Raw genomic sequence first — 18,964 nt, 5'->3', positions numbered from 1 at the left:
TGGCAGCGTTTGCTTAACAAAGTTTACAGTTAGCTCAGGCCGCAATAATTCGCATTATGCTATGATGCGCGCCTTATGCAGCCCCGGAGTGTGCGGCTGCCTGTCAGGACTGACTTTACTAATGGTGAAAGATGAATAACGGCTATCTGGCTTTCCCTCAATTTGATCCGGTGATTTTCTCCATCGGACCGGTTTCACTGCACTGGTACGGACTGATGTACCTGGTGGGTTTCGTTTTCGCGATGTGGCTGGCAGTTCGCCGTGCTAACAAACCGGGTAGCGGATGGAAAAAAGAAGAAGTAGAAAATCTGCTGTATGCCGGTTTCCTGGGTGTCTTCCTCGGCGGGCGTATCGGCTATGTGTTGTTCTACAATATGCCGCTGTTCCTGGATAACCCGCTGTACCTGTTTAAAGTCTGGGATGGCGGCATGTCTTTCCACGGAGGCCTGATTGGGGTGATCGTGGTGATGCTGATCTTCGCCTGGCGCACCAAACGCAATTTCTTCCAGGTTTCTGATTTTATGGCACCGCTGATCCCATTTGGGTTGGGTGCTGGCCGACTCGGCAACTTTATTAACGGTGAGCTGTGGGGCCGCGTTGACCCCAATCTGCCGTGGGCGATGCTGTTCCCAGGCTCGCGTAGCGAAGATATCGCCCTGGTCGCAACCCATCCTGAATGGCAGCAGCTGCTGTCAACCTACGGTGTATTGCCACGTCATCCTTCACAGCTTTATGAGCTGATCCTTGAAGGTATCGTGCTGTTTATCATCCTCAACGTCTTCATTCGTAAATCTCGCCCGATGGGCGCGGTATCCGGGCTGTTCCTGATTGGCTACGGTGCGTTCCGTATTATCGTTGAATTCTTCCGTCAGCCTGACCAGCAGCTTGGCCTGTTCAGCGGCATCAGCATGGGGCAGATCCTCTCTGTACCAATGATTGTGGCTGGCGTGATTATGATGATTTGGGCGTATCGTCGTCGTCCGCAGCCACAGCTTCGTGAGGAAAAATGAAACAGTATCTGGCGTTAATGCAGCATGTGCTCGACCAGGGCACGCCGAAAAATGATCGTACCGGCACCGGCACATTGTCGATTTTTGGTCATCAGATGCGTTTCAATTTGCAGGAAGGTTTCCCGCTGGTTACCACCAAAAAGTGCCATCTGCGCTCGATTATTCATGAGCTGCTGTGGTTCCTGAACGGTGACACCAACATCGCGTACCTGAAAGAAAATAAGGTCTCGATCTGGGACGAGTGGGCTGATGAAAATGGCGATCTTGGCCCGGTTTACGGCAAACAGTGGCGCAGCTGGGGAGCACCCGATGGTGCTCAGATTGACCAGCTGACGAAAGTGGTCGAACAGCTGAAAAGCGACCCGGACTCCCGTCGCATCATTGTTTCCGCCTGGAATGTCGGTGAGCTGGATCAGATGGCGCTGGCACCCTGTCATGCGTTTTTCCAGTTCTACGTGGCTGATGGCAAGCTCTCTTGCCAGCTTTATCAGCGCTCCTGCGATATCTTCCTCGGCCTGCCGTTTAACATCGCCAGCTATGCGCTGCTGGTGCATATGATGGCGCAGCAGTGTGACCTGGAAGTCGGTGATTTTGTCTGGACGGGCGGGGATACTCATCTGTACAGCAACCACCTTGAGCAGACGCGTTTGCAGTTAACGCGTGAGCCGCGTGCGCTGCCGAAGCTGGTGATCAAACGTAAACCGGCTTCCCTCTTCGACTATCGTTTCGACGACTTCGAGATTGAAGGCTACGATCCGCATCCGGCAATTAAAGCCCCGGTCGCAATCTAGACCTGCATGCCCCCTTAACCGGGGGCATCACCTTTCGACAAAACCCTCTCTGTTGTTGATGTTACCGTTTTATCTCTCCTCACTGGCTTGTTCACCTCCCTGTATTTTCCCCAACATTAAGAGCCTTCTTGTCATCTGAATGAAAGCACATGCAAGTGGGCAATCAGTCTGGAAGACGGCGCGCAACCCTGCCAACTGCCGCTGGTTTGAGCGAACGGAAAGCGCACACTGTCGTGCATGAAAACGAAAAACGTGCGCGGGTTTACCCTGCTGGAAATGATGGTGGTAGTGACGATTGTCAGTCTGCTGAGCCTGGGCGCATGGAGCGGCTGGCACAGCTGGCAGCAGCGGCAGCAACTGAACGACAGTGCCCAGCAGATCCAGCGTCTGCTGCAACGGCTGCGCAGTGATGCCAACTGGCACAATACTGTGCATCTCTTGTGGCTGAAATCCGCCGGGCGCTGGTGCCTGGGGGCGGGGACGGCAGATTGTCTGAGCATCACAAAACATACGTTACGTGCACCGCACCCCGGCGTGAGCGTTGAGCTGGTCACCAGCGATTTAGGGTTTTATGGCAAGAAAAATACCGCCCATCCCGGCAGTATTTTAATCGGCAACGCAGCCGGTAAGCGGCGGATTGTTGTCTCGTCTCGTGGACGGGTACGCATCTGTTCACCCTCTGAAGAGAACTGTCGATGAAGGCCCAGGGATTCACGCTGCTGGAAATGCTGATGGCGATGGCGATTGGCAGCATGTTAATGCTGTCAGCGGCGCGCACGCTGCCGCAGCTTCAGGCACAAAACCTGCGTCTCATGATGCAGACCCAACTGCATGAGGATCTTCAGCAGATCATGCACACCCTGGAAAAAGCCGTGCGGCGTGCCGGGTACTGCCACGGCAACTGCCGTGATGCTGCACAACCCGGGTTACACATCTCAGCGGGATGCCTGCTGGTGCGCTGGGATGAAAACAGTAATGGCCGCTGGGAAGCGCCGGGGCGTGAGGACAGTGAAGTTTATGGTTACCGTCTGCGTGGCACCAGTCTGGAAATGCAGCGTGGCGTCACAGACTGCCAGGGCGGCGGTTGGGAAAGGCTGAATGACCCCCGGCGCGTTGGCATCCGTGTTTTTCAGCTGGTCCAGACAGGGCGCCAGATCAAGGTCAGCCTCAGTGGTTTTGCGCAGCGCGATCCGGGTATCGTGCGCGATCTGGAACACTGGCTGACGGCGGAGAATCTGTGATGCAGACATCGACACAGCGGGGTAGCGGGGCACTCGTTATGGTGATGATGATCCTGCTGATGGGAACTCTGATGCTGAACACCACACGACGGCAGCTTGATGATTCAATGAGCCAGGTGGGCGATGAACGACATTACCTTCAGCAGTTTACCGGGGCGATGTCCGCCCTGGCCTGGGGCGAACGTTTGCACTGGGTTGCGGCTGAAGAGTGGCATTGCCAGCAGCAAGCGGAGCATCACTGGCGTGCCTGTTTTCAGCCCGTTGATCAATTACTGCGCGGTGACAGTGGGCCAGATACGCTGGCACTTTATCGCTGGGTCGGTCAGCAAGCGAACGGGACTTTACAGGCACAGCCGCACGGCTGGCTGGATTACTGCCCCTTGACCGGGGAGGGGGCCTGCGATGTCAACTAGTCACACGCAGCAGGGATTTAGCCTGGTGGAAATCCTGTTTTCTCTGCTGTTGTTCAGCCTGAGTTACACGGCGTTGCTGCACTACCAGCAGGTGCTGGGGCAGGGTTTCCACTGGCAGTGGCAGCAGCGCGATGCCTGGTGGCAGGCTTTCCAGCGACGAGAGGGGAAGGCGACCGCAGGCTGGCAAATACAGCAACAGTCACGTAGCGGCCCACAGGGTTGCCAACTGATCACCGTGCAGGCAATCAGCCCCGCCGGGCGGCGTGCCGAACTGACGCACCTCCAGTGCGATGAGAGAAACCGATAACATAGTGACATTTGCAAGCCGGGCTTATCGGGTTACAGTAGCCTCCGGCGTATTGTTTAAGGGCATATTTGTATGTTTACCGTGTACCACTCCAATCAGTTGGATTTGCTAAAAACACTGGCGTGCTGGCAGATAGAAAACCAGCCGCTGGGCGATCCACTGCGTTCTGAAGTGGTGCTGGTACAAAGCCCGGGCATGGCGCAGTGGCTGCAAATGTCGCTGGCCGAAGAGTTCGGCATTGCCGCGAATATCGACTTTCCCCTGCCCGCCAGTTTTATCTGGGACATGTTTGTCCGCGTGCTGCCGGAGATCCCGAAAGAGAGTGCCTTTAATAAATCCAGCATGAGCTGGAAGCTGATGGCTATCCTGCCCGGAATGCTGGGCGGTGAAGAATTTGAAATGCTGCGTCATTATCTCAGCGATGGCGACGACCGTAAGCTGTTCCAGCTGGCGTCCCGCGTGGCGGATCTCTTTGACCAGTATCTGGTCTATCGCCCTCACTGGCTGAACCGCTGGGAAAAAGGGCAGTTGGTGGATGATCTGGGGGAATCCCAATGCTGGCAGGCACCGCTGTGGGCTGCGCTGGTTGACTACACGGATAAACTCGGCCAGCCAGAATGGCACCGTGCCAACCTCTATCAGCGCTTTATTGCCCGGCTGGACAACAGCGGTGAACGCCCGGCTAACCTCCCTGATCGTGTGTTTATCTGTGGTATCTCAGCACTGCCGCCGGTTTACCTGCAAGCCCTCCAGGCTTTGGGTAAACATATTGATATCCATCTGCTTTTCACGAATCCCTGCCGTCACTACTGGGGCGACATTCAGGATTATGGTTTCCTGGCAAAATTACAAAGCCGCCATCGTCGCCATTATCAGGATAACCGCGAGATCCCCCAGTTTCGTGACAGCGATGCAGCCCCAGGGCTGTTTAATGAAGGCGGTGAACAGCAGCTGAGTAACCCGTTGCTGGCCTCCTGGGGCAAGTTGGGGCGTGACAATTTGTACCTGCTGGCGCAAATGGAACCGAATGAAGTCTTTGCCTTTGTCGATATTGAGCCGACAAACCTGCTGCATGCCCTGAAGCGGGATTTGCTGGAGCTGGAAGATCATGCCGCGATTGGCCTGAAGCAAAGTGAATGGTCTACGAGTCGTAGCAAGCGGGTGCTCTCCCCTGAAGATCGTTCGGTGGCGATCCACCTCTGTCACAGCCCACAGCGCGAGGTGGAGGTGCTCCAGGATCGGCTGCTGGCCATGATGGCTGACGACCCGTCGCTGACCCCGCGCGATATTATCGTCATGGTGGCTGACATTGACGCTTATACCCCGTTTATTCAGGCGGTGTTTGGCAATGCTCCGGCCGATCGCGCGTTGCCGTTTGCTATTTCCGACCGCCGTGCCAGCCAGGCGCACCCTGCATTGCAGGCTTTTATCTCGTTGCTCAGTTTGCCGGAAAGCCGCTTTACCGCCGAGGATGTGCTGGCGTTGCTGGAAGTGCCTGCACTCGCCAGCCGTTTTACCGTGGATGAAGAAGGATTACGTCTGCTGCGCCACTGGGTTGCGGAGTCCGGCGTTCGCTGGGGGCTTGATGATGACAGCGTGCGCGATTTGGATCTGCCTGCTACCGGCCAGCACACCTGGCATTTTGGTCTGACGCGTATGCTGCTGGGCTATGCTATGAACAGCGAGGCCGGGGACTGGCAGGGTATCCTGCCTTACGATGAATCCAGCGGGCTGATTGCAGAACTGGCCGGAAACCTTGCTGAACTGCTGATGCAGCTCAACCGCTGGCGGCAGTGGCTGAGTGAACCCCGTGAACTCCAGCACTGGCTGCCGCTGTGCCGCCAAATGCTGGATGATTTCTTTACCAGTGACGCAGAAACCGAAGCGGCGCTGACGCTGATTGAAGAGCAGTGGCAGCAGGCGATCAACTACGGCGTGGAGGCAGGTTATCAGCAGGCAGTGCCGCTGACGCTACTGCGTGATGAGCTGTCGTCACGCCTCGACCAGCAGCGCATCAGCCAGCGCTTCCTCGCCGGCCCGGTTAACTTCTGTACTCTGATGCCCATGCGTTCGATCCCGTTTAAAGTCGTCTGTCTGCTGGGAATGAACGACGGCGTATATCCGCGTACGCTGCCGCCGCTGGGCTTTGACTTAATGAGCCAGCAGTCGCAGAAGGGGGACCGTAGTCGCCGTGACGATGACCGTTATCTGTTCCTCGAAGCGCTGAACTCGGCGCAGCAACAGCTGTATATCAGCTACATCGGCCGCTCGATTCAGGATAATACGGAACGTTACCCCTCTGTGCTGGTCAGTGAATTAGTGGAATACATCAGTCAGAGCTTCTGCCTGGAGCAGGACCGCGATCGGGATGTTGACAGCAGCGCAAAAGCCGTCGTGGAGCATCTGCACCATTTGCATAGCCGGATGCCCTTTGCCGCGGAAAACTTCAGCGCTGAATCGGAGTTCCGCAGCTTTGCCGCTGAATGGCTCCCTGCTGCCAGCGCACAGGGGACGGCACACCCGCCGTTTATGCAGGCACTGCCTGATGAAAGTACGGATGAGCTCAGCTTCGACAAGCTGGTGCGCTTCTGGCGCCATCCGGTCAGGGCTTTTTTCAGCCTGCGTCTTGGGGTCAGCTTCCATCTTGAAGAGACCGGGCTGCCCGATGCGGAACCTTTTTCTTTACAGGGTCTGAGCCGCTATCAGGTCAACACTCAACTGCTTAACAGCCTGATTGAGGGCAGTGAAAGCGAACGATTGTATGCCCGTCAGCGCGCCGCCGGGGCGTTACCCTATGGGGCCTTTGGCGAACTGTTCTGGCAGGAACAGGAGCAGGAGATGAGCGAGCTGGCGGGGCGCGTACGTGAACTGCGGGCGGCGGCTGAGAGCTGGGAGATCGCACTGGAAGTGGGGGGCGTGACCTTAAACGGCTGGCTGCCCCAGGTACAGGACAGCGGATTGCTGCGCTGGCGGCCCGGCATTCTCAACTTCAATGATGGCCTGACGCTGTGGCTGGAGCACCTGGTGTACTGTTCGATGGGGGGCACCGGCAGCAGCAGGATGTTGGGACGCAAAGAGAGCGAATGGCATTTCACTCCGCTGGCCCCTGCTGCTGCAAAGCAGCAGCTTGCCGGGTATGTTGACGGTTATCGTCAGGGCATGTGTGCGCCACTGCTGCTGACCGCATCCGGCGGTGCCTGGTTGAAAGCCTGCTTTGATGAGAAAGCGGGCGCGGTGCTGCGCGATGACGCAACGCTGAAAAAAGCACGCGGGAAACTGTTGCTGAGCTGGCAGGGAAATTATCAGGTTGACGGCGAGGGCACAGACCCCTATCTGCAACGTTTACTGCGTACCCTGGATAGCAATAGCGAACAAGAGATGGCCGTGCAGGCAGAGCGGTGGTTGCTGCCGTTACTGGTGCATAATAGTTGATGTTTTCAGGACATTCAGGGCGACATCCTGTAGTGTTTTTATTGTGTTAGCGTATGTCACGTCACACAGCCGTACGCTGAAATTTGTAAGCCGATGTTCATCTGGCGGGAAGCCGGATAACACCAGCCCGTTGAGGAGTTTGAATGCGTCGTTATGCAGTCTGGTTAGCTTGTTTTGTTTCCGTCTCGATGTTCAGCCCACTGACACTTGCTCAGACCGGCTGGCAGCCCCTCACTGAAACCATCCGTAAAAGTGAGAAGGACCCACGCCAGTATCAGGCCATTAAGCTCGATAATGGCATGACCGTTCTGCTGGTGTCCGACGCGCAGGCCACGAAATCGCTGGCAGCGCTGACGCTGCCGGTCGGCTCACTGGAAAACCCAACCGATCAACTTGGCCTGGCACACTACCTCGAACATATGGTGCTGATGGGCTCAAAACGTTACCCGCAGCCGGATAACCTCGCTGAATTCCTCAAAAAACATGGTGGCAGCCATAACGCCAGCACCGCGTCTTATCGCACCGCGTTCTACCTGGAAGTGGAAAACGATGCCCTGCAACCCGCCGTCGACCGCCTGGCCGATGCTATCGCTGAACCGCTGCTCGACCCGGTGAATGCTGACCGCGAGCGCCATGCAGTGAACGCCGAGCTGACGATGGCCCGTTCGCGTGACGGTCTGCGCATGGCGCAGGTCGGTGCTGAAACCCTCAATCCAGAACACCCCAGCTCACGCTTCTCTGGCGGGAATCTGGAAACCCTGCGCGATAAACCGGGCAGCAAACTGCACGATGCGCTGAAGGCCTTTTACCATCGCTACTACTCCGCCAACTTAATGAAGGCAGTGATCTACGGTAATCAGCCACTGCCGGAGCTGGAGAAAATTGCCGCCGCAACCTTTGGGCGCGTGGAAAACCGCCATGCCACGGTGCCGGATATCACCGTTCCGGTGGTGACCGACCAGCAGAAAGGCGTGATCATTCACTACGTGCCGGCCCAGCCACGTAAGCAGCTGAAAATCGAATTCCGCATCGATAACAACAGCGACAAATTCCGCAGCAAAACGGACACGCTGATCGGGTATCTGATTGGTAACCGCAGCAAAAATACGCTCTCAGACTGGCTGCAAAATCAGGGCCTGGCGGATTCCATCAGTGCGGGTGCTGACCCGATGATCGACCGCAACGGTGGCGTGTTCTCCATCGCTATCTCCCTGACCGATAAAGGCCAGGCTAACCGGGATGAAGTGATTGCCGCCGTATTCAGCTACCTGAAAACGCTGCGTACTCAGGGCATTGATAAGCGCTACTTTGATGAAGTGTCCCACGTGCTGGATCTCGACTTCCGTTATCCGTCGATTACCCGCGATATGGACTACATCGAATGGCTGGTGGATACCATGCTGCGCGTACCGGTCGAGGATACGCTGGTCGCCCCGTATATTGCCGACCAGTTTGATCCGCAGGCGGTTAATGCCCGTCTGGATGGCATGACGCCACAAAATGCGCGTATCTGGTTTATCAGCCCGAAAGAGCCACACAATAAAACCGCTTACTTTGTCGATGCGCCTTATCAGGTCGATCGTATTCCTGCGCAGCGTTTTAATCAGTGGCAGGCGGCAAGCGACAAAATCAGCCTGTCGTTACCGGTTCTTAACCCTTACATCCCGGATGATTTCAGCCTGATCAAGGCCGATAAAAAGTATCAGCGCCCGGAAGAGTTGGTGAATCAGAAAGGGCTGCGCGTGTTCTACATGCCAAGCCAGTACTACGCCGATGAGCCTAAGGCCAATATCACCCTGGCCCTGCGTAACAAGGCGTCAATGAGCACCGCGCAAAATCAGGTGTTGTTTGCGCTTAATGATTATCTGGCGGGGGTTGCGCTGGATGAACTGAGTTCCCAGGCTTCTGTCGGTGGCATCAGTTTCTCCACCAGTGAAGATGACGGCGTTTCCTTTAGTGCCAGCGGGTTCACGCAGCGTTTACCGAAGTTGATGGGCCAACTGCTGGACGGTTACGCCAGCTTTACCCCAACGGAACAGCAGCTGGAACAAGCGAAATCCTGGTATCTGGAACGTCTGGATTCGGCCGAAAAAGGCAAAGCGTTTGAGCTGGCGATTCAGCCTGCGCAACTGCTGTCACAGCTGCCTTACACGCAACGCAGTGAACGGCGTAAACTGGTGCCTGCCATCACGCTACAACAGCTACTCGACTACCGTAAAATGCTGCTGGAACAATCCACTCCGGAACTGATGGTGGTAGGGAATATGACGCCGGATGCCGTGCGTAAGCTGGCCACTGACGTGAAAAATCAGCTTAACTGCGAAGGCAGCGACTGGTGGCACAGTGAGCACGTGACGGTGGATAAAAAAGTGCTGGCTAACCTGCAACAGCCCGGTAGCAGTACCGACTCTGCACTGGCCGCTGTCTATATTCCGCTGGGCTTCCCGGAGTATCAGAGCATGGCCAGCAGTGCGATGCTGAGCCAGATTATTCAGCCGTGGTTCTACAATCAGCTCCGTACGGAAGAGCAACTCGGCTATGCGGTCTTCTCCTTCCAGATGCCGGTGGGCCGTCAGTGGGGCATCGGCTTCCTGCTGCAAAGTAACGTGAAGCAACCCGCTTATCTACTGAAGCGCTTTGAGGCGTTTTATCCAACGGCTGAGAAGCGCCTGCGTGAAATGAGCCACGAAGATTTTGCTCAGTATCAGGCTGCGATGATCAACGAACTGAAGCAGCGCCCGCAAACGCTGGATGAGGAAGCCGGGCGCTTTAGCAAAGATTTCGATCGTGAGAACTACCATTTCGATACCCGCGAGAAGGTGATTGCGCAGATCCAGACGTTAACGCCGCAGGGGCTGGCTGACTTCTTCCATCAGGCTGTCATTGCGCCGAGTGGGCTGGCGTTGTTGTCCCAGGTGTCCGGCAGCCGCCACGGCAAAGCTGACTATGCTGCGCCATCAGGCTGGAAGACCTGGAAGGATCTCTCTACCTTGCAGCAATCATTACCGGTGAGTCAGGATCAGCCATGAACCAACAGGTGCCTGAAAGGCTTGAGCCGTTAACCCTGCCACTGCACGGCGAGCGGCTGATTGAGGCGTCCGCCGGAACCGGGAAAACCTTCACCATCGGGCTGCTCTATCTGCGCCTGCTGTTGGGGTTGGGCGGTGAAGCCGCGTTCAGTCGCCCGTTGTCAGTGGAAGAGATTCTGGTTGTGACGTTTACCGAGGCGGCAACGGCGGAGCTGCGCGGGCGTATCCGTGCCAATATCCACGAGCTGCGCATTGCCTGCGTTCGCGGTGAAAGTCATAACCCGATGCTCTCGGCTCTGATGTCTGAAGTGGCGGATTTATCGCAGGCAGCATCAATGCTGCTGGCCGCAGAACGGCAGATGGATGAGGCCGGTATCTTTACTATTCACGGTTTCTGCCAGCGTATGCTGAATCTCAACGCCTTTGAATCCGGCATGCTGTTTGAACAGGAGTTGATTGAGGACGAAACCCCGTTGCGCCGTCGCGCAACGGCCGATTTCTGGCGTCGTCACTGCTATCCGTTGCCGCTGCCAGTGGCGCGCGTGGTGCGTCAACTGTGGGAAGGGCCGGAGCAACTGCTGAAAACGCTTTCGCCGTGGCTGGGGGGAGAAGCGCCAGCGCTCAAATCAGCGCCAGACCGCGATGAAACGCTGGAGCAGCGCCATGAGAAAATCATTGCCCACATCGACCTGCTGAAACAGGCATGGCTGGCGGCAGGCGATTTGCAGTCGCTGGTTGAGTCCTCCGGTGTGGACAAGCGCAGTTACAGTAGTAAGCACTTACCTAACTGGCTGGAAAAAATTACCCAGTGGGCGCAGGCAGCAACGGAAGACTATGAGGTCGCGAAAGACCTTGAGCGTTTTGGTCAGCGCGTGCTGTCGGATAAAACCAAGAAAGGCGAGCCGCCACGGCATCCGTTGTTTGACCAGATTGATGCCTTCCTCGCAGAGCCTCTGTCATTGCGCGACCTGGTGATTGCCCGGGCGTTGTACGAGGTGCGTTTTGTGACCCAGCAGGAGAAACGCCTGCATGCGCAGATGGGGTTTGATGACTTGCTGGGGCGTTTTGATGCTGCATTGCAGCAGCCGGGGGGGGCCGCGCTGGCAGCGGCAATCCGTCAGCGTTACCCGGTCGCCCTGATCGATGAATTCCAGGATACCGATCCCCAGCAATACCGCATCTTCCACACGCTGTATGCGCGGCAGACAGACAGTGCACTGCTGCTGATCGGCGATCCGAAACAGGCTATCTACGCCTTCCGTGGTGCGGATATCTTTACCTATATGAAAGCGCGAGCAGAAGTTAGTGCTCACTATACGCTTGAGACTAACTGGCGCTCATCACCGGCGATGGTGGAGGGTGTTAATAAGCTGTTTTTGCACCAGGTAAACCCGTTTTTATTCAATGATATCCCTTTTATTACCGTCAGCCCGGCAGCGCCGAACGCCACCCTGAGCTTTAGCCTGGAGGGAGCAGAACAGCCGGCTTTGCAGTTCTGGTTACAGCCCGGTGAGGGCGTCGGGGTCAGTGATTACCAGCAGTTTATGGCGCGCCAGTGTGCCGCGGAAATTCGCCGCTGGCTCAGTGCCGGGCAGCAGGGCACCGCGCTGATCGGTAAGGCCGGTAAACAGCAGGCGGTGCGTGCCTCGGATATCACGATTCTGGTGCGTAGCCGTAGTGAGGCCTCGGTGATGCGTGAGGCATTAAACGGCCTGGCAATCCCCTCGGTGTATCTCTCCAACCGTGACAGCGTATTTACCACACCGGAAGCCCGCGAAATGCTGTGGCTGTTGCAGGCGGTGCTGGCACCGGAGCAGGAGCGTGTTCTGCGCAGTGCGCTGGCCAGCAGCCTGCTGGGCCTTGATGCCCGGGCACTGGATGCGCTGAACCAGGACGAACGGGCCTGGGATGCCCTGGTGGATGAATTTGCCGAGTATCGACAGCGCTGGTTAAAGCGTGGCGTGCTGCCGATGCTGCGTGAGCTGATGATGAAACGGCATATTGCGGAAAATCTCCTGGCGTCCGACAGCGGGGAACGCCGTCTGACCGATTTGTTGCATCTGGGTGAACTGTTGCAGGAGGCTGCAGCCACCCTCGACAGTGAACATGCGCTGGTGCGTTGGCTTGCTCAGCAGGTGGAACAGCCGGACGGGCAAGTGGCTAACCAGCAGTTGCGTCTGGAGAGCGATCGTAACCTGGTGCAGATTGTCACCATCCATAAATCGAAAGGTTTACAGTATCCGTTGGTGTGGTTGCCATTTGTTGCCAACTTCCGCGAGGCGGAAAACGGCGTCTATCACGATCGCCAGACCTTCGAAGCGTTGCTCGACTTACAACAAGGGGAAGAGAGCGTGGCGCTGGCCGAGCAGGAGAGGCTGGCAGAAGATTTGCGCCTGCTGTATGTGGCGCTGACGCGCTCGGTTTACCATTGTAGCGTCGGTATTGCTCCCCTGATTAAAGGCACACGTAAAAAAGAGGGCGACAGTGACCTGCACCGCAGCGCGTTGGGCTACTTGATCCAGCAAGGCGAAGCGGCAGATGCCGCAGGATTAAGGACGGCACTGCTGAGCCTGCAAAGTGATGCGACCGCGGTCGTGATTCCGCAGGAACCGGACGATACGCCGTGGCAGCCACAGCACGAAGACCCACAGCGCCTGAGCAGCCAGCAGTTACAACGTACCCTGCGTGATGACTGGCGAGTGACCAGTTATTCCGGCCTGCAACAGCACGGGCATTCGCCCGCGCTGGACCTGCTGCCCCGGCTGGATGTTGATGCGGTGGGCGAAGCCAGCGATGAGCTGTTACCACAGCTTACGCCGCACACTTTCCCGCGCGGAGCGGCACCGGGCACCTTCCTGCATGGATTGTTCGAAACCCTCGAATTTACCGCACCGTTGGAAGATGACTGGCTGGCGCTTCAGCTTAGTCGTCAGGGGCTGGACGAGGCCTGGCATCCGGTGATGCATGACTGGCTCGGGCGTATTTTGCATACGCCGCTCAATGACAGTGGCGTGAGCCTGGATCAGCTTGCACCTGAAGCCCGGCGAGTTGAGCTGCAATTTTATCTGCCGATTTCACGTCTTCTGACGGCTGATGCACTGGACCAGGTGGTGCGCCAGGACCCGCTTTCGGCTGACTGCCCGCCGCTCGATTTTTATCAGGTGCAGGGCATGCTGAAAGGCTTTATCGACTTGATCTTTTGCTGGCAGGGAAAATATTACCTGCTGGATTACAAATCGAACTGGCTGGGTGAGGACAGTAGCGCTTACACGCGTCCGGCTATGGCGCAGGCGATGCAGTCACATCGCTACGACCTGCAGTACCAGCTTTACACGCTGGCGCTGCATCGCTATCTGCGGCACCGTCTGGCGGACTATGACTACGAACGTCATTTCGGTGGCGTGATTTATCTGTTCCTGCGTGGCCTGGACGGGACGGAGGGAAGCAATGGCATTTACAGCACGCGGCCCCAGGCAGACTTTGTCACTGCGCTTGACCAGCTGTTTGCTAACAACGCGGAGCAGGGCGCATGACGCTGACAGAAGGATTAAAGCAGGCGCAGCGACTGCGGCTATTGCGGCCCCTTGATGTGCAGTTTGCGCAGATGGTGGCGACAGCAGAGCAACCGGCGCTGATGCTGGCGGCCGCACTGGTCAGTCGCGATGCGGGGGAAGGGCACGTCTGTCTGCCGCTGGACCAACTGCATCCTGAGGCTTTTTTTGCCGGCCGTCACCCGGAGCTGGCGCAGGCATTGTGGCAGGCGGCAGGAGCACCACAGGACTGGGCTGATACATTACTGGCACAAACCGCCGTCAGCAACGGGGAGTCAGCGACGCCGCTGGTGTTACATCAACAGCGGCTGTATCTGCACCGGATGTGGCAGAGCGAAGGGGAAGTGGCGCAGTTTGTGCAGCGCCAGCAGCATGCCGTCGCACTGGATGAGGCGCAGGTGCGCCAGACGCTTGACCGCTATTTCGGCCAGCAGCCTGACGACTGGCAGAAAATTGCCGCTGCCGTGGCGCTCACCCGTCAGGTTGCAGTGATTTCAGGCGGGCCGGGCACCGGGAAGACCACAACGGTGGCGAAATTACTCGCCAGCCTGATTGAGCTATCAGTGACGGCGCCACGGATTGAACTGGCAGCTCCAACCGGGAAAGCGGCAGCCCGACTCACGGAGTCACTGGGAAAAACGCTACAGGAACTGACGCTGGACGAGGAGATTCGCAGCCGTTTTCCGACGGAGGCGACCACGCTGCACCGCCTGCTGGGCGCACTGCCAGGCAGCCAACGCATGCGTTACCACCGGGGTAATCCGTTGCATCTGGACGTGCTGGTGGTGGATGAAGCCTCAATGGTCGATCTGCCGATGCTGGCTAACCTGATCGCGGCGCTGCCTTCACAGGCACGAGTGATCTTCCTGGGTGACCGCGACCAGCTTGCCTCGGTAGAGGCGGGTGCCGTATTGGGGGATATCTGCCGCTGTGCCGAATTCGGTTACAGCCTGGAGCGCGCCGCTGAACTGACGCGTCTGACGGGGTGTGACGTTGCCGGGCGTGAGGATGCCAGTGCCTCTGTGGTGCGCGATATGATCTGCCTGCTGCGGAAAAGCTACCGTTTTACAGCGTCATCGGGCATTGGCCAGCTGGCGCTGGCGGTCAACGCCGGTGAGGTGAAGCGGGTTGAGCAGGTCTTCAGCGGGGGATTTACGGATATTCGTCGTCAGGCACTGAGCAGCAGCGAGGATTACCAGCAGCTGTTGAATGACTGTGTGGCGGGTTATCGCGGCTATCTGACATTGCTCGCCGCCGGAGCGCCGCCTGCTGAGGTTTTGGCGGAGTTTGGCCGATTCCAACTGCTGTGTGCCCTGCGCGAAGGGCCATTTGGCGTGGCCGGGCTGAATGAACGCATTGAGCAGTCGCTGCGCAAGGCGGGGTTAATTCGCCGCGTTGTGGCGATGAACGGCAAGTGGTTTGTCGGGCGGCCTGTGATGATTGCCCGTAATGACCGGGCGCTGGGGTTGTTTAACGGCGATATCGGTATTGCGATGCTGGACGACGAGCAGCAGTTAAAAGTGTTTTTCCCACTGCCCGATGGCAGCATCAAGGCCGTGCAACCGAGCCGCCTGCCGCCGCATGACAGCGCCTGGGCGATGACGGTGCATAAGTCGCAGGGATCGGAGTTTGAACATACGCTGATGGTGTTGCCAAATCAGGTCATGCCGGTGCTGACGCGTGAGCTGGTGTATACCGCCATCACGCGTGCCAAACGGCAGCTAACGCTGTACGCCGATAAAGGCGTGTTTAACGCCGCAGTGAAGATGCGCACGCAAAGGCGCAGTGGGCTGGTGGACCGGTTAACACTAATGTAGGGGACGGGTATGCCCGTCCCGGTTAACACCGAACGGAGCATGCCTCGCCCCGTCGATTAACTCTGCCGCGTATGGGCGTTAGCTTCCCGCAGGTCGACCATCAGCACTTTGGAACGACGCTGATAGTTGTACATCTGTTTTTTGCTTTCCGGCAGCAGTTCGATATCCACCGGGACAAAACCACGTTCCTGGAACCAGTGAATACTGCGGGTGGTCAGCACAAACAGTTTTTTTAACCCCATCTGGCGTGCCTGTAACGCTACGCGCTCCAGCAGTGCCTCGCCGCGTGCCGAACTGCGGTAATCCGGGTGTACTGCCACGCAGGCCATTTCACCGATCTGCTCTTCGGGGAATGGATAAAGCGCAGCGCAGCCGATGGTCAGGTTATCGCGTTCAACAATCGTAAACTTATCGATTTCCATTTCCAGCTGCTCGCGCGAGCGGCGCACCAGAATGCCCTGCTGCTCCAGCGGGCGGATCAGTTCCAGGATGCCACCAATATCGTTAATCGTGGCGCGGCGGATCTGCTCGGCACTCTCCATTACAATCTGCGTACCGATACCGTCGCGTGAGAACAGCTCCTGCAACAGGGTGCCATCTTCCTGATAGCTAATCAGGTGACTGCGGCGCACGCCGCTGCGGCAGGCTTTCACGGCACCACGCAGGAAGCGCACGGTGCCGGAGTGATAATCATCGCTGGTTTCCAGCTCTTCAATACGCTTCTGCGCTTCGTTAGGGAATAGCTCGGAAACAATACTGCCTTCGTTGTTCGTCACGCCCTGTTCGGAACAGAAGCCGATCATTTTTTCAGCTTTCAGTTTGATCGCCAGCTGGGTGGCAACCTCTTCAGAGGTCAGGTTGAAGCTCTCTCCGGTGACCGAAACCGCAACGGGGCCCATCAGCACGATGGCACCGCTGTCCAGCTGGCGATGAATGGCTTCTTCATCGATACGACGAATACGGCCGCTGTGGCAGTAGTCCACGCCATCATCCACGCCCAGCGGCTGGGCAATAATAAAGTTACCGCTGACCACATTAATATGTGCGCCCTGTAACGGCGTGTTATTGAGGCTCATCGACAGGCGGGCAGTGATATCCAGCTGCAAACGGCCTGCGGCCTGTTTCACCAGTTCCAGCGACTGCGCATCCGTAACGCGGGTATGTTTATGGTAGAGCGGTTCGAGGTTACGCTCGGCGAGGCTGGCATCAATTTGCGGGCGTGCACCGTACACCACGACCAGGCGGATACCCAGGCTGTGCAGCAGACCGATATCATTGACGATGCTTGAGAAGTTCTCATGCTCGATGGCTTCACCACCCAGCATAATGACAAACGTTTTACCACGGTGGGCGTTGATATAGGGAACAGTATGGCGGAATCCCTGGACCAGCTCGGTACTACGTTCCTTCACGGCAAACCCTCTTTGAATTATTATTCGGTAAAAGTGTATTTTTATTCTTTTATCCGTCCGGGTGCAAGTGGCATTTATCCTTACTTATCACCTGCTACCGCATTTCTCTGTGGCTAATGTCCTGCATTTATTCGCTTTTTTTGGGTGACACTGCCTGGTGTATTCGTTAAAGTTTTTGCGAAATTTTTGTTATTGGCTTTTTATTAAACACAGTAAAGCATCAGGAGCGGCATGACCGATTCAACCTCACTTAACCGGCGGCGGTTATTACAAGGGGCAGGCGCAGCCTGGTTACTCAGCATCAGCCGTGTCGGCATGGCCGCCAGCGGCCATGTGGTGGCGATCCGCCTCTGGCCTTCTTCAACCTATTCACGTCTGACCATTGAGTCCAACACGCCGCTTAAGTATAAGCAGTTTGCCCTCAGCAATCCCGATCGCGTAGTGGTGGATATCGACAATATCCGGCTGAATTCGGCGCTGAATAGCGTGGGTAATCTGGTGCGTCAGGACGACCCCTATATTAAAAATGCGCGTGTCGGCCAGTTCGACCAAAACACCGTCCGGTTGGTGCTGGAGCTCAAGCAAAACGTTGCGCCGCGTATTTTTACGCTGGATCCGGTTGCCGGGATCAAAAATCGTCTGGTACTGGATCTCTATCCGGTTCAAACGCAGCAGCACAATGATGATCCGCTACTGGCATTGCTGGAAGATTACAACAAGGGCGATCTCGAACGCAGCCAGCCAGCGGCTGCCCCGCTTCCCGGTAAGGCGGGTCGGGATCGTCCCATTGTCATCATGATCGATCCCGGCCACGGCGGGGAAGACTCCGGGGCAGTCGGTAAGCATAAAACGCGCGAGAAAGATGTGGTGCTGAAGATTGGCCGACGACTGAAGGCGCTGATCGATAAGCAGCCGAATATGCGTGCCTATATGACGCGCAATGAAGATGTGTTTATTCCCCTGAAAGTACGTGTGGCGAAAGCGCGCAAGCAGCGTGCCGACCTGTTTATCTCGATTCATGCTGATGCGTTTACCAGCCGTGCGGCACGCGGGTCATCGGTGTTTGCGCTGTCGACGAAAGGGGCGACCAGTACCGCTGCCCGTTTTCTGGCACAAACGCAGAATGAATCCGATCTGATTGGGGGGGTTAGCAGGAGCGGGGACCGTTACCTCGACCACACTATGTTCGATATGGTGCAGAGCCTGACGATTAACGACAGCCTGAAGTTTGGTAAAGAGGTGTTGTCGCGCATGGGAAAAATTAACCATCTGCATAAGCGGACGGTGGATCAGGCAGGTTTTGCGGTACTGAAAGCACCGGATATCCCTTCGATTCTGGTAGAAACGGCCTTTATCAGCAATATCGAAGAGGAACGTAAATTACGCACCACACGTTTTCAGCATCAGGTGGCGGATTCCATTCTGGCAGGGATTAAAGCGTATTTTGCTAACGGTGCGCCGCTGGCACTGCATAAATAGTCAACAGGCGGAAAGGATTCCGCTGTGATTCAGCAAGAGGGGGACAAACGACAGATACAAAAAAACACCCTTAAGGGTGTTTAATTGGTTGCGGGAGCCGGATTTGAACCGACGACCTTCGGGTTATGAGCCCGACGAGCTACCAGGCTGCTCCATCCCGCGTCCGATTAACGCTTTAACAACTTTTACTTCCCACCCACGACGGATAATTGGTTGCGGGAGCCGGATTTGAACCGACGACCTTCGGGTTATGAGCCCGACGAGCTACCAGGCTGCTCCATCCCGCGTCCGCGTGGTTTGTCGCTTCCATCACGACAACTATCTTCTTTACTGCTTAACTCAATCTTACAGACTTCAGTTAATTGGTTGCGGGAGCCGGATTTGAACCGACGACCTTCGGGTTATGAGCCCGACGAGCTACCAGGCTGCTCCATCCCGCGTCCGTGGTTGCGCACTATACGCCTGATGGGTTTTCTTGCAAC

General features: G+C 56.8%; 12 protein-coding genes and 3 tRNA genes. 11 read left to right on the top strand and 4 right to left on the bottom strand.

The genetic code is table 11. From position 1 onward, the window contains the following. Positions 1 to 131: 131 nt before the first annotated feature. The 10 genes from lgt (at position 132) to recD (ending at position 15,591) form a co-directional block, all read left to right on the top strand. Complete coding sequence (lgt, locus tag LJN55_RS18400; RefSeq protein ID WP_133846080.1) at positions 132 to 1,010, top strand: prolipoprotein diacylglyceryl transferase; 879 nt, start codon at positions 132 to 134, stop codon at positions 1,008 to 1,010. Beyond that, on the top strand, positions 1,007 to 1,801 hold the full coding sequence (gene thyA / locus LJN55_RS18395) for a thymidylate synthase (protein WP_133846079.1): 795 nt from the start codon (positions 1,007 to 1,009) through the stop codon (positions 1,799 to 1,801). Before lgt ends, thyA begins: the two co-directional genes overlap by 4 nt. A 237-nt stretch (positions 1,802 to 2,038) precedes the next feature. Then, positions 2,039 to 2,500: a prepilin-type N-terminal cleavage/methylation domain-containing protein gene (locus tag LJN55_RS18390; RefSeq protein WP_159337924.1), complete on the top strand. Its 462-nt coding sequence runs from the start codon at positions 2,039 to 2,041 to the stop codon at positions 2,498 to 2,500. After that, the gene (locus tag LJN55_RS18385; protein ID WP_133846077.1) at positions 2,491 to 3,042 is read left to right on the top strand and encodes a prepilin peptidase-dependent protein; all 552 of its coding nucleotides are present in this window, start codon (positions 2,491 to 2,493) and stop codon (positions 3,040 to 3,042) included. The genes LJN55_RS18390 and LJN55_RS18385 overlap by 10 nt, the downstream gene beginning before the upstream one ends. Beyond that, the gene (locus tag LJN55_RS18380; protein ID WP_171149557.1) at positions 3,042 to 3,455 is read left to right on the top strand and encodes a DUF2509 family protein; all 414 of its coding nucleotides are present in this window, start codon (positions 3,042 to 3,044) and stop codon (positions 3,453 to 3,455) included. The genes LJN55_RS18385 and LJN55_RS18380 overlap by 1 nt, the downstream gene beginning before the upstream one ends. Further along, a complete protein-coding gene (locus LJN55_RS18375; RefSeq protein WP_167863294.1) occupies positions 3,445 to 3,762 on the top strand; it encodes a prepilin-type N-terminal cleavage/methylation domain-containing protein in 318 nt (105 codons plus the stop codon). Before LJN55_RS18380 ends, LJN55_RS18375 begins: the two co-directional genes overlap by 11 nt. Positions 3,763 to 3,834: 72 nt before the next feature. After that, positions 3,835 to 7,194: an exodeoxyribonuclease V subunit gamma gene (recC, locus tag LJN55_RS18370; RefSeq protein ID WP_227535008.1), complete on the top strand. Its 3,360-nt coding sequence runs from the start codon at positions 3,835 to 3,837 to the stop codon at positions 7,192 to 7,194. 143 nt (positions 7,195 to 7,337) lie between these two features. Beyond that, on the top strand, positions 7,338 to 10,223 hold the full coding sequence (gene ptrA / locus LJN55_RS18365; RefSeq protein ID WP_227535006.1) for a pitrilysin: 2,886 nt from the start codon (positions 7,338 to 7,340) through the stop codon (positions 10,221 to 10,223). Continuing rightward, complete coding sequence (gene recB / locus LJN55_RS18360; protein ID WP_227535004.1) at positions 10,220 to 13,756, top strand: exodeoxyribonuclease V subunit beta; 3,537 nt, start codon at positions 10,220 to 10,222, stop codon at positions 13,754 to 13,756. The genes ptrA and recB overlap by 4 nt, the downstream gene beginning before the upstream one ends. Continuing rightward, a complete protein-coding gene (gene recD / locus LJN55_RS18355) occupies positions 13,753 to 15,591 on the top strand; it encodes an exodeoxyribonuclease V subunit alpha (RefSeq protein WP_227535003.1) in 1,839 nt (612 codons plus the stop codon). Before recB ends, recD begins: the two co-directional genes overlap by 4 nt. Positions 15,592 to 15,647: 56 nt before the next feature. Here the strand turns inward: recD and argA are convergent, their stop codons facing one another. Further along, positions 15,648 to 17,003 (bottom strand): amino-acid N-acetyltransferase, encoded by a 1,356-nt coding sequence (gene argA, locus LJN55_RS18350; protein ID WP_200643185.1) that lies wholly within the window; start codon positions 17,001 to 17,003, stop codon positions 15,648 to 15,650. 231 nt (positions 17,004 to 17,234) lie between these two features. Between argA and amiC the strand changes: the two genes are divergently transcribed. Continuing rightward, the gene (amiC, locus tag LJN55_RS18345; protein WP_133846069.1) at positions 17,235 to 18,482 is read left to right on the top strand and encodes an N-acetylmuramoyl-L-alanine amidase AmiC; all 1,248 of its coding nucleotides are present in this window, start codon (positions 17,235 to 17,237) and stop codon (positions 18,480 to 18,482) included. Positions 18,483 to 18,567: 85 nt separating this feature from the next. On the opposite strand, the gene LJN55_RS18340 is transcribed toward amiC, so the two are convergent. The 3 genes from LJN55_RS18340 to LJN55_RS18330 all read right to left on the bottom strand — a co-directional run bounded on the left by LJN55_RS18340 (position 18,568) and on the right by LJN55_RS18330 (position 18,922). After that, positions 18,568 to 18,644, bottom strand: a tRNA-Met gene (locus tag LJN55_RS18340). A gap of 48 nt (positions 18,645 to 18,692) precedes the next feature. After that, positions 18,693 to 18,769, bottom strand: a tRNA-Met gene (locus LJN55_RS18335). A 76-nt stretch (positions 18,770 to 18,845) separates the two neighbouring features. Beyond that, positions 18,846 to 18,922, bottom strand: a tRNA-Met gene (locus tag LJN55_RS18330). Positions 18,923 to 18,964: the final 42 nt, after the last annotated feature.

This window comes from Erwinia rhapontici, from assembly GCF_020683125.1.
Lineage (GTDB): Bacteria > Pseudomonadota > Gammaproteobacteria > Enterobacterales > Enterobacteriaceae > Erwinia > Erwinia rhapontici.
Note: the sequence above shows the minus strand (reverse complement) of the source record. Positions and strands in the feature narration are given on the sequence as shown.

What these genes read in the sequence shown, in the direction of transcription:
- lgt (WP_133846080.1), top strand. Translation starts at nt 132, where the DNA reads ATGAATAACGGCTATCTGGCTTTCCCTCAATTTGATCCGGTGATTTTC.
- thyA (WP_133846079.1), top strand. Translation starts at nt 1,007, where the DNA reads ATGAAACAGTATCTGGCGTTAATGCAGCATGTGCTCGACCAGGGCACG.
- LJN55_RS18390 (WP_159337924.1), top strand. Translation starts at nt 2,039, where the DNA reads ATGAAAACGAAAAACGTGCGCGGGTTTACCCTGCTGGAAATGATGGTG.
- LJN55_RS18375 (WP_167863294.1), top strand. Translation starts at nt 3,445, where the DNA reads ATGTCAACTAGTCACACGCAGCAGGGATTTAGCCTGGTGGAAATCCTG.
- LJN55_RS18380 (WP_171149557.1), top strand. Translation starts at nt 3,042, where the DNA reads ATGCAGACATCGACACAGCGGGGTAGCGGGGCACTCGTTATGGTGATG.
- recB (WP_227535004.1), top strand. Translation starts at nt 10,220, where the DNA reads ATGAACCAACAGGTGCCTGAAAGGCTTGAGCCGTTAACCCTGCCACTG.
- amiC (WP_133846069.1), top strand. Translation starts at nt 17,235, where the DNA reads ATGACCGATTCAACCTCACTTAACCGGCGGCGGTTATTACAAGGGGCA.
- recC (WP_227535008.1), top strand. Translation starts at nt 3,835, where the DNA reads ATGTTTACCGTGTACCACTCCAATCAGTTGGATTTGCTAAAAACACTG.
- ptrA (WP_227535006.1), top strand. Translation starts at nt 7,338, where the DNA reads ATGCGTCGTTATGCAGTCTGGTTAGCTTGTTTTGTTTCCGTCTCGATG.
- recD (WP_227535003.1), top strand. Translation starts at nt 13,753, where the DNA reads ATGACGCTGACAGAAGGATTAAAGCAGGCGCAGCGACTGCGGCTATTG.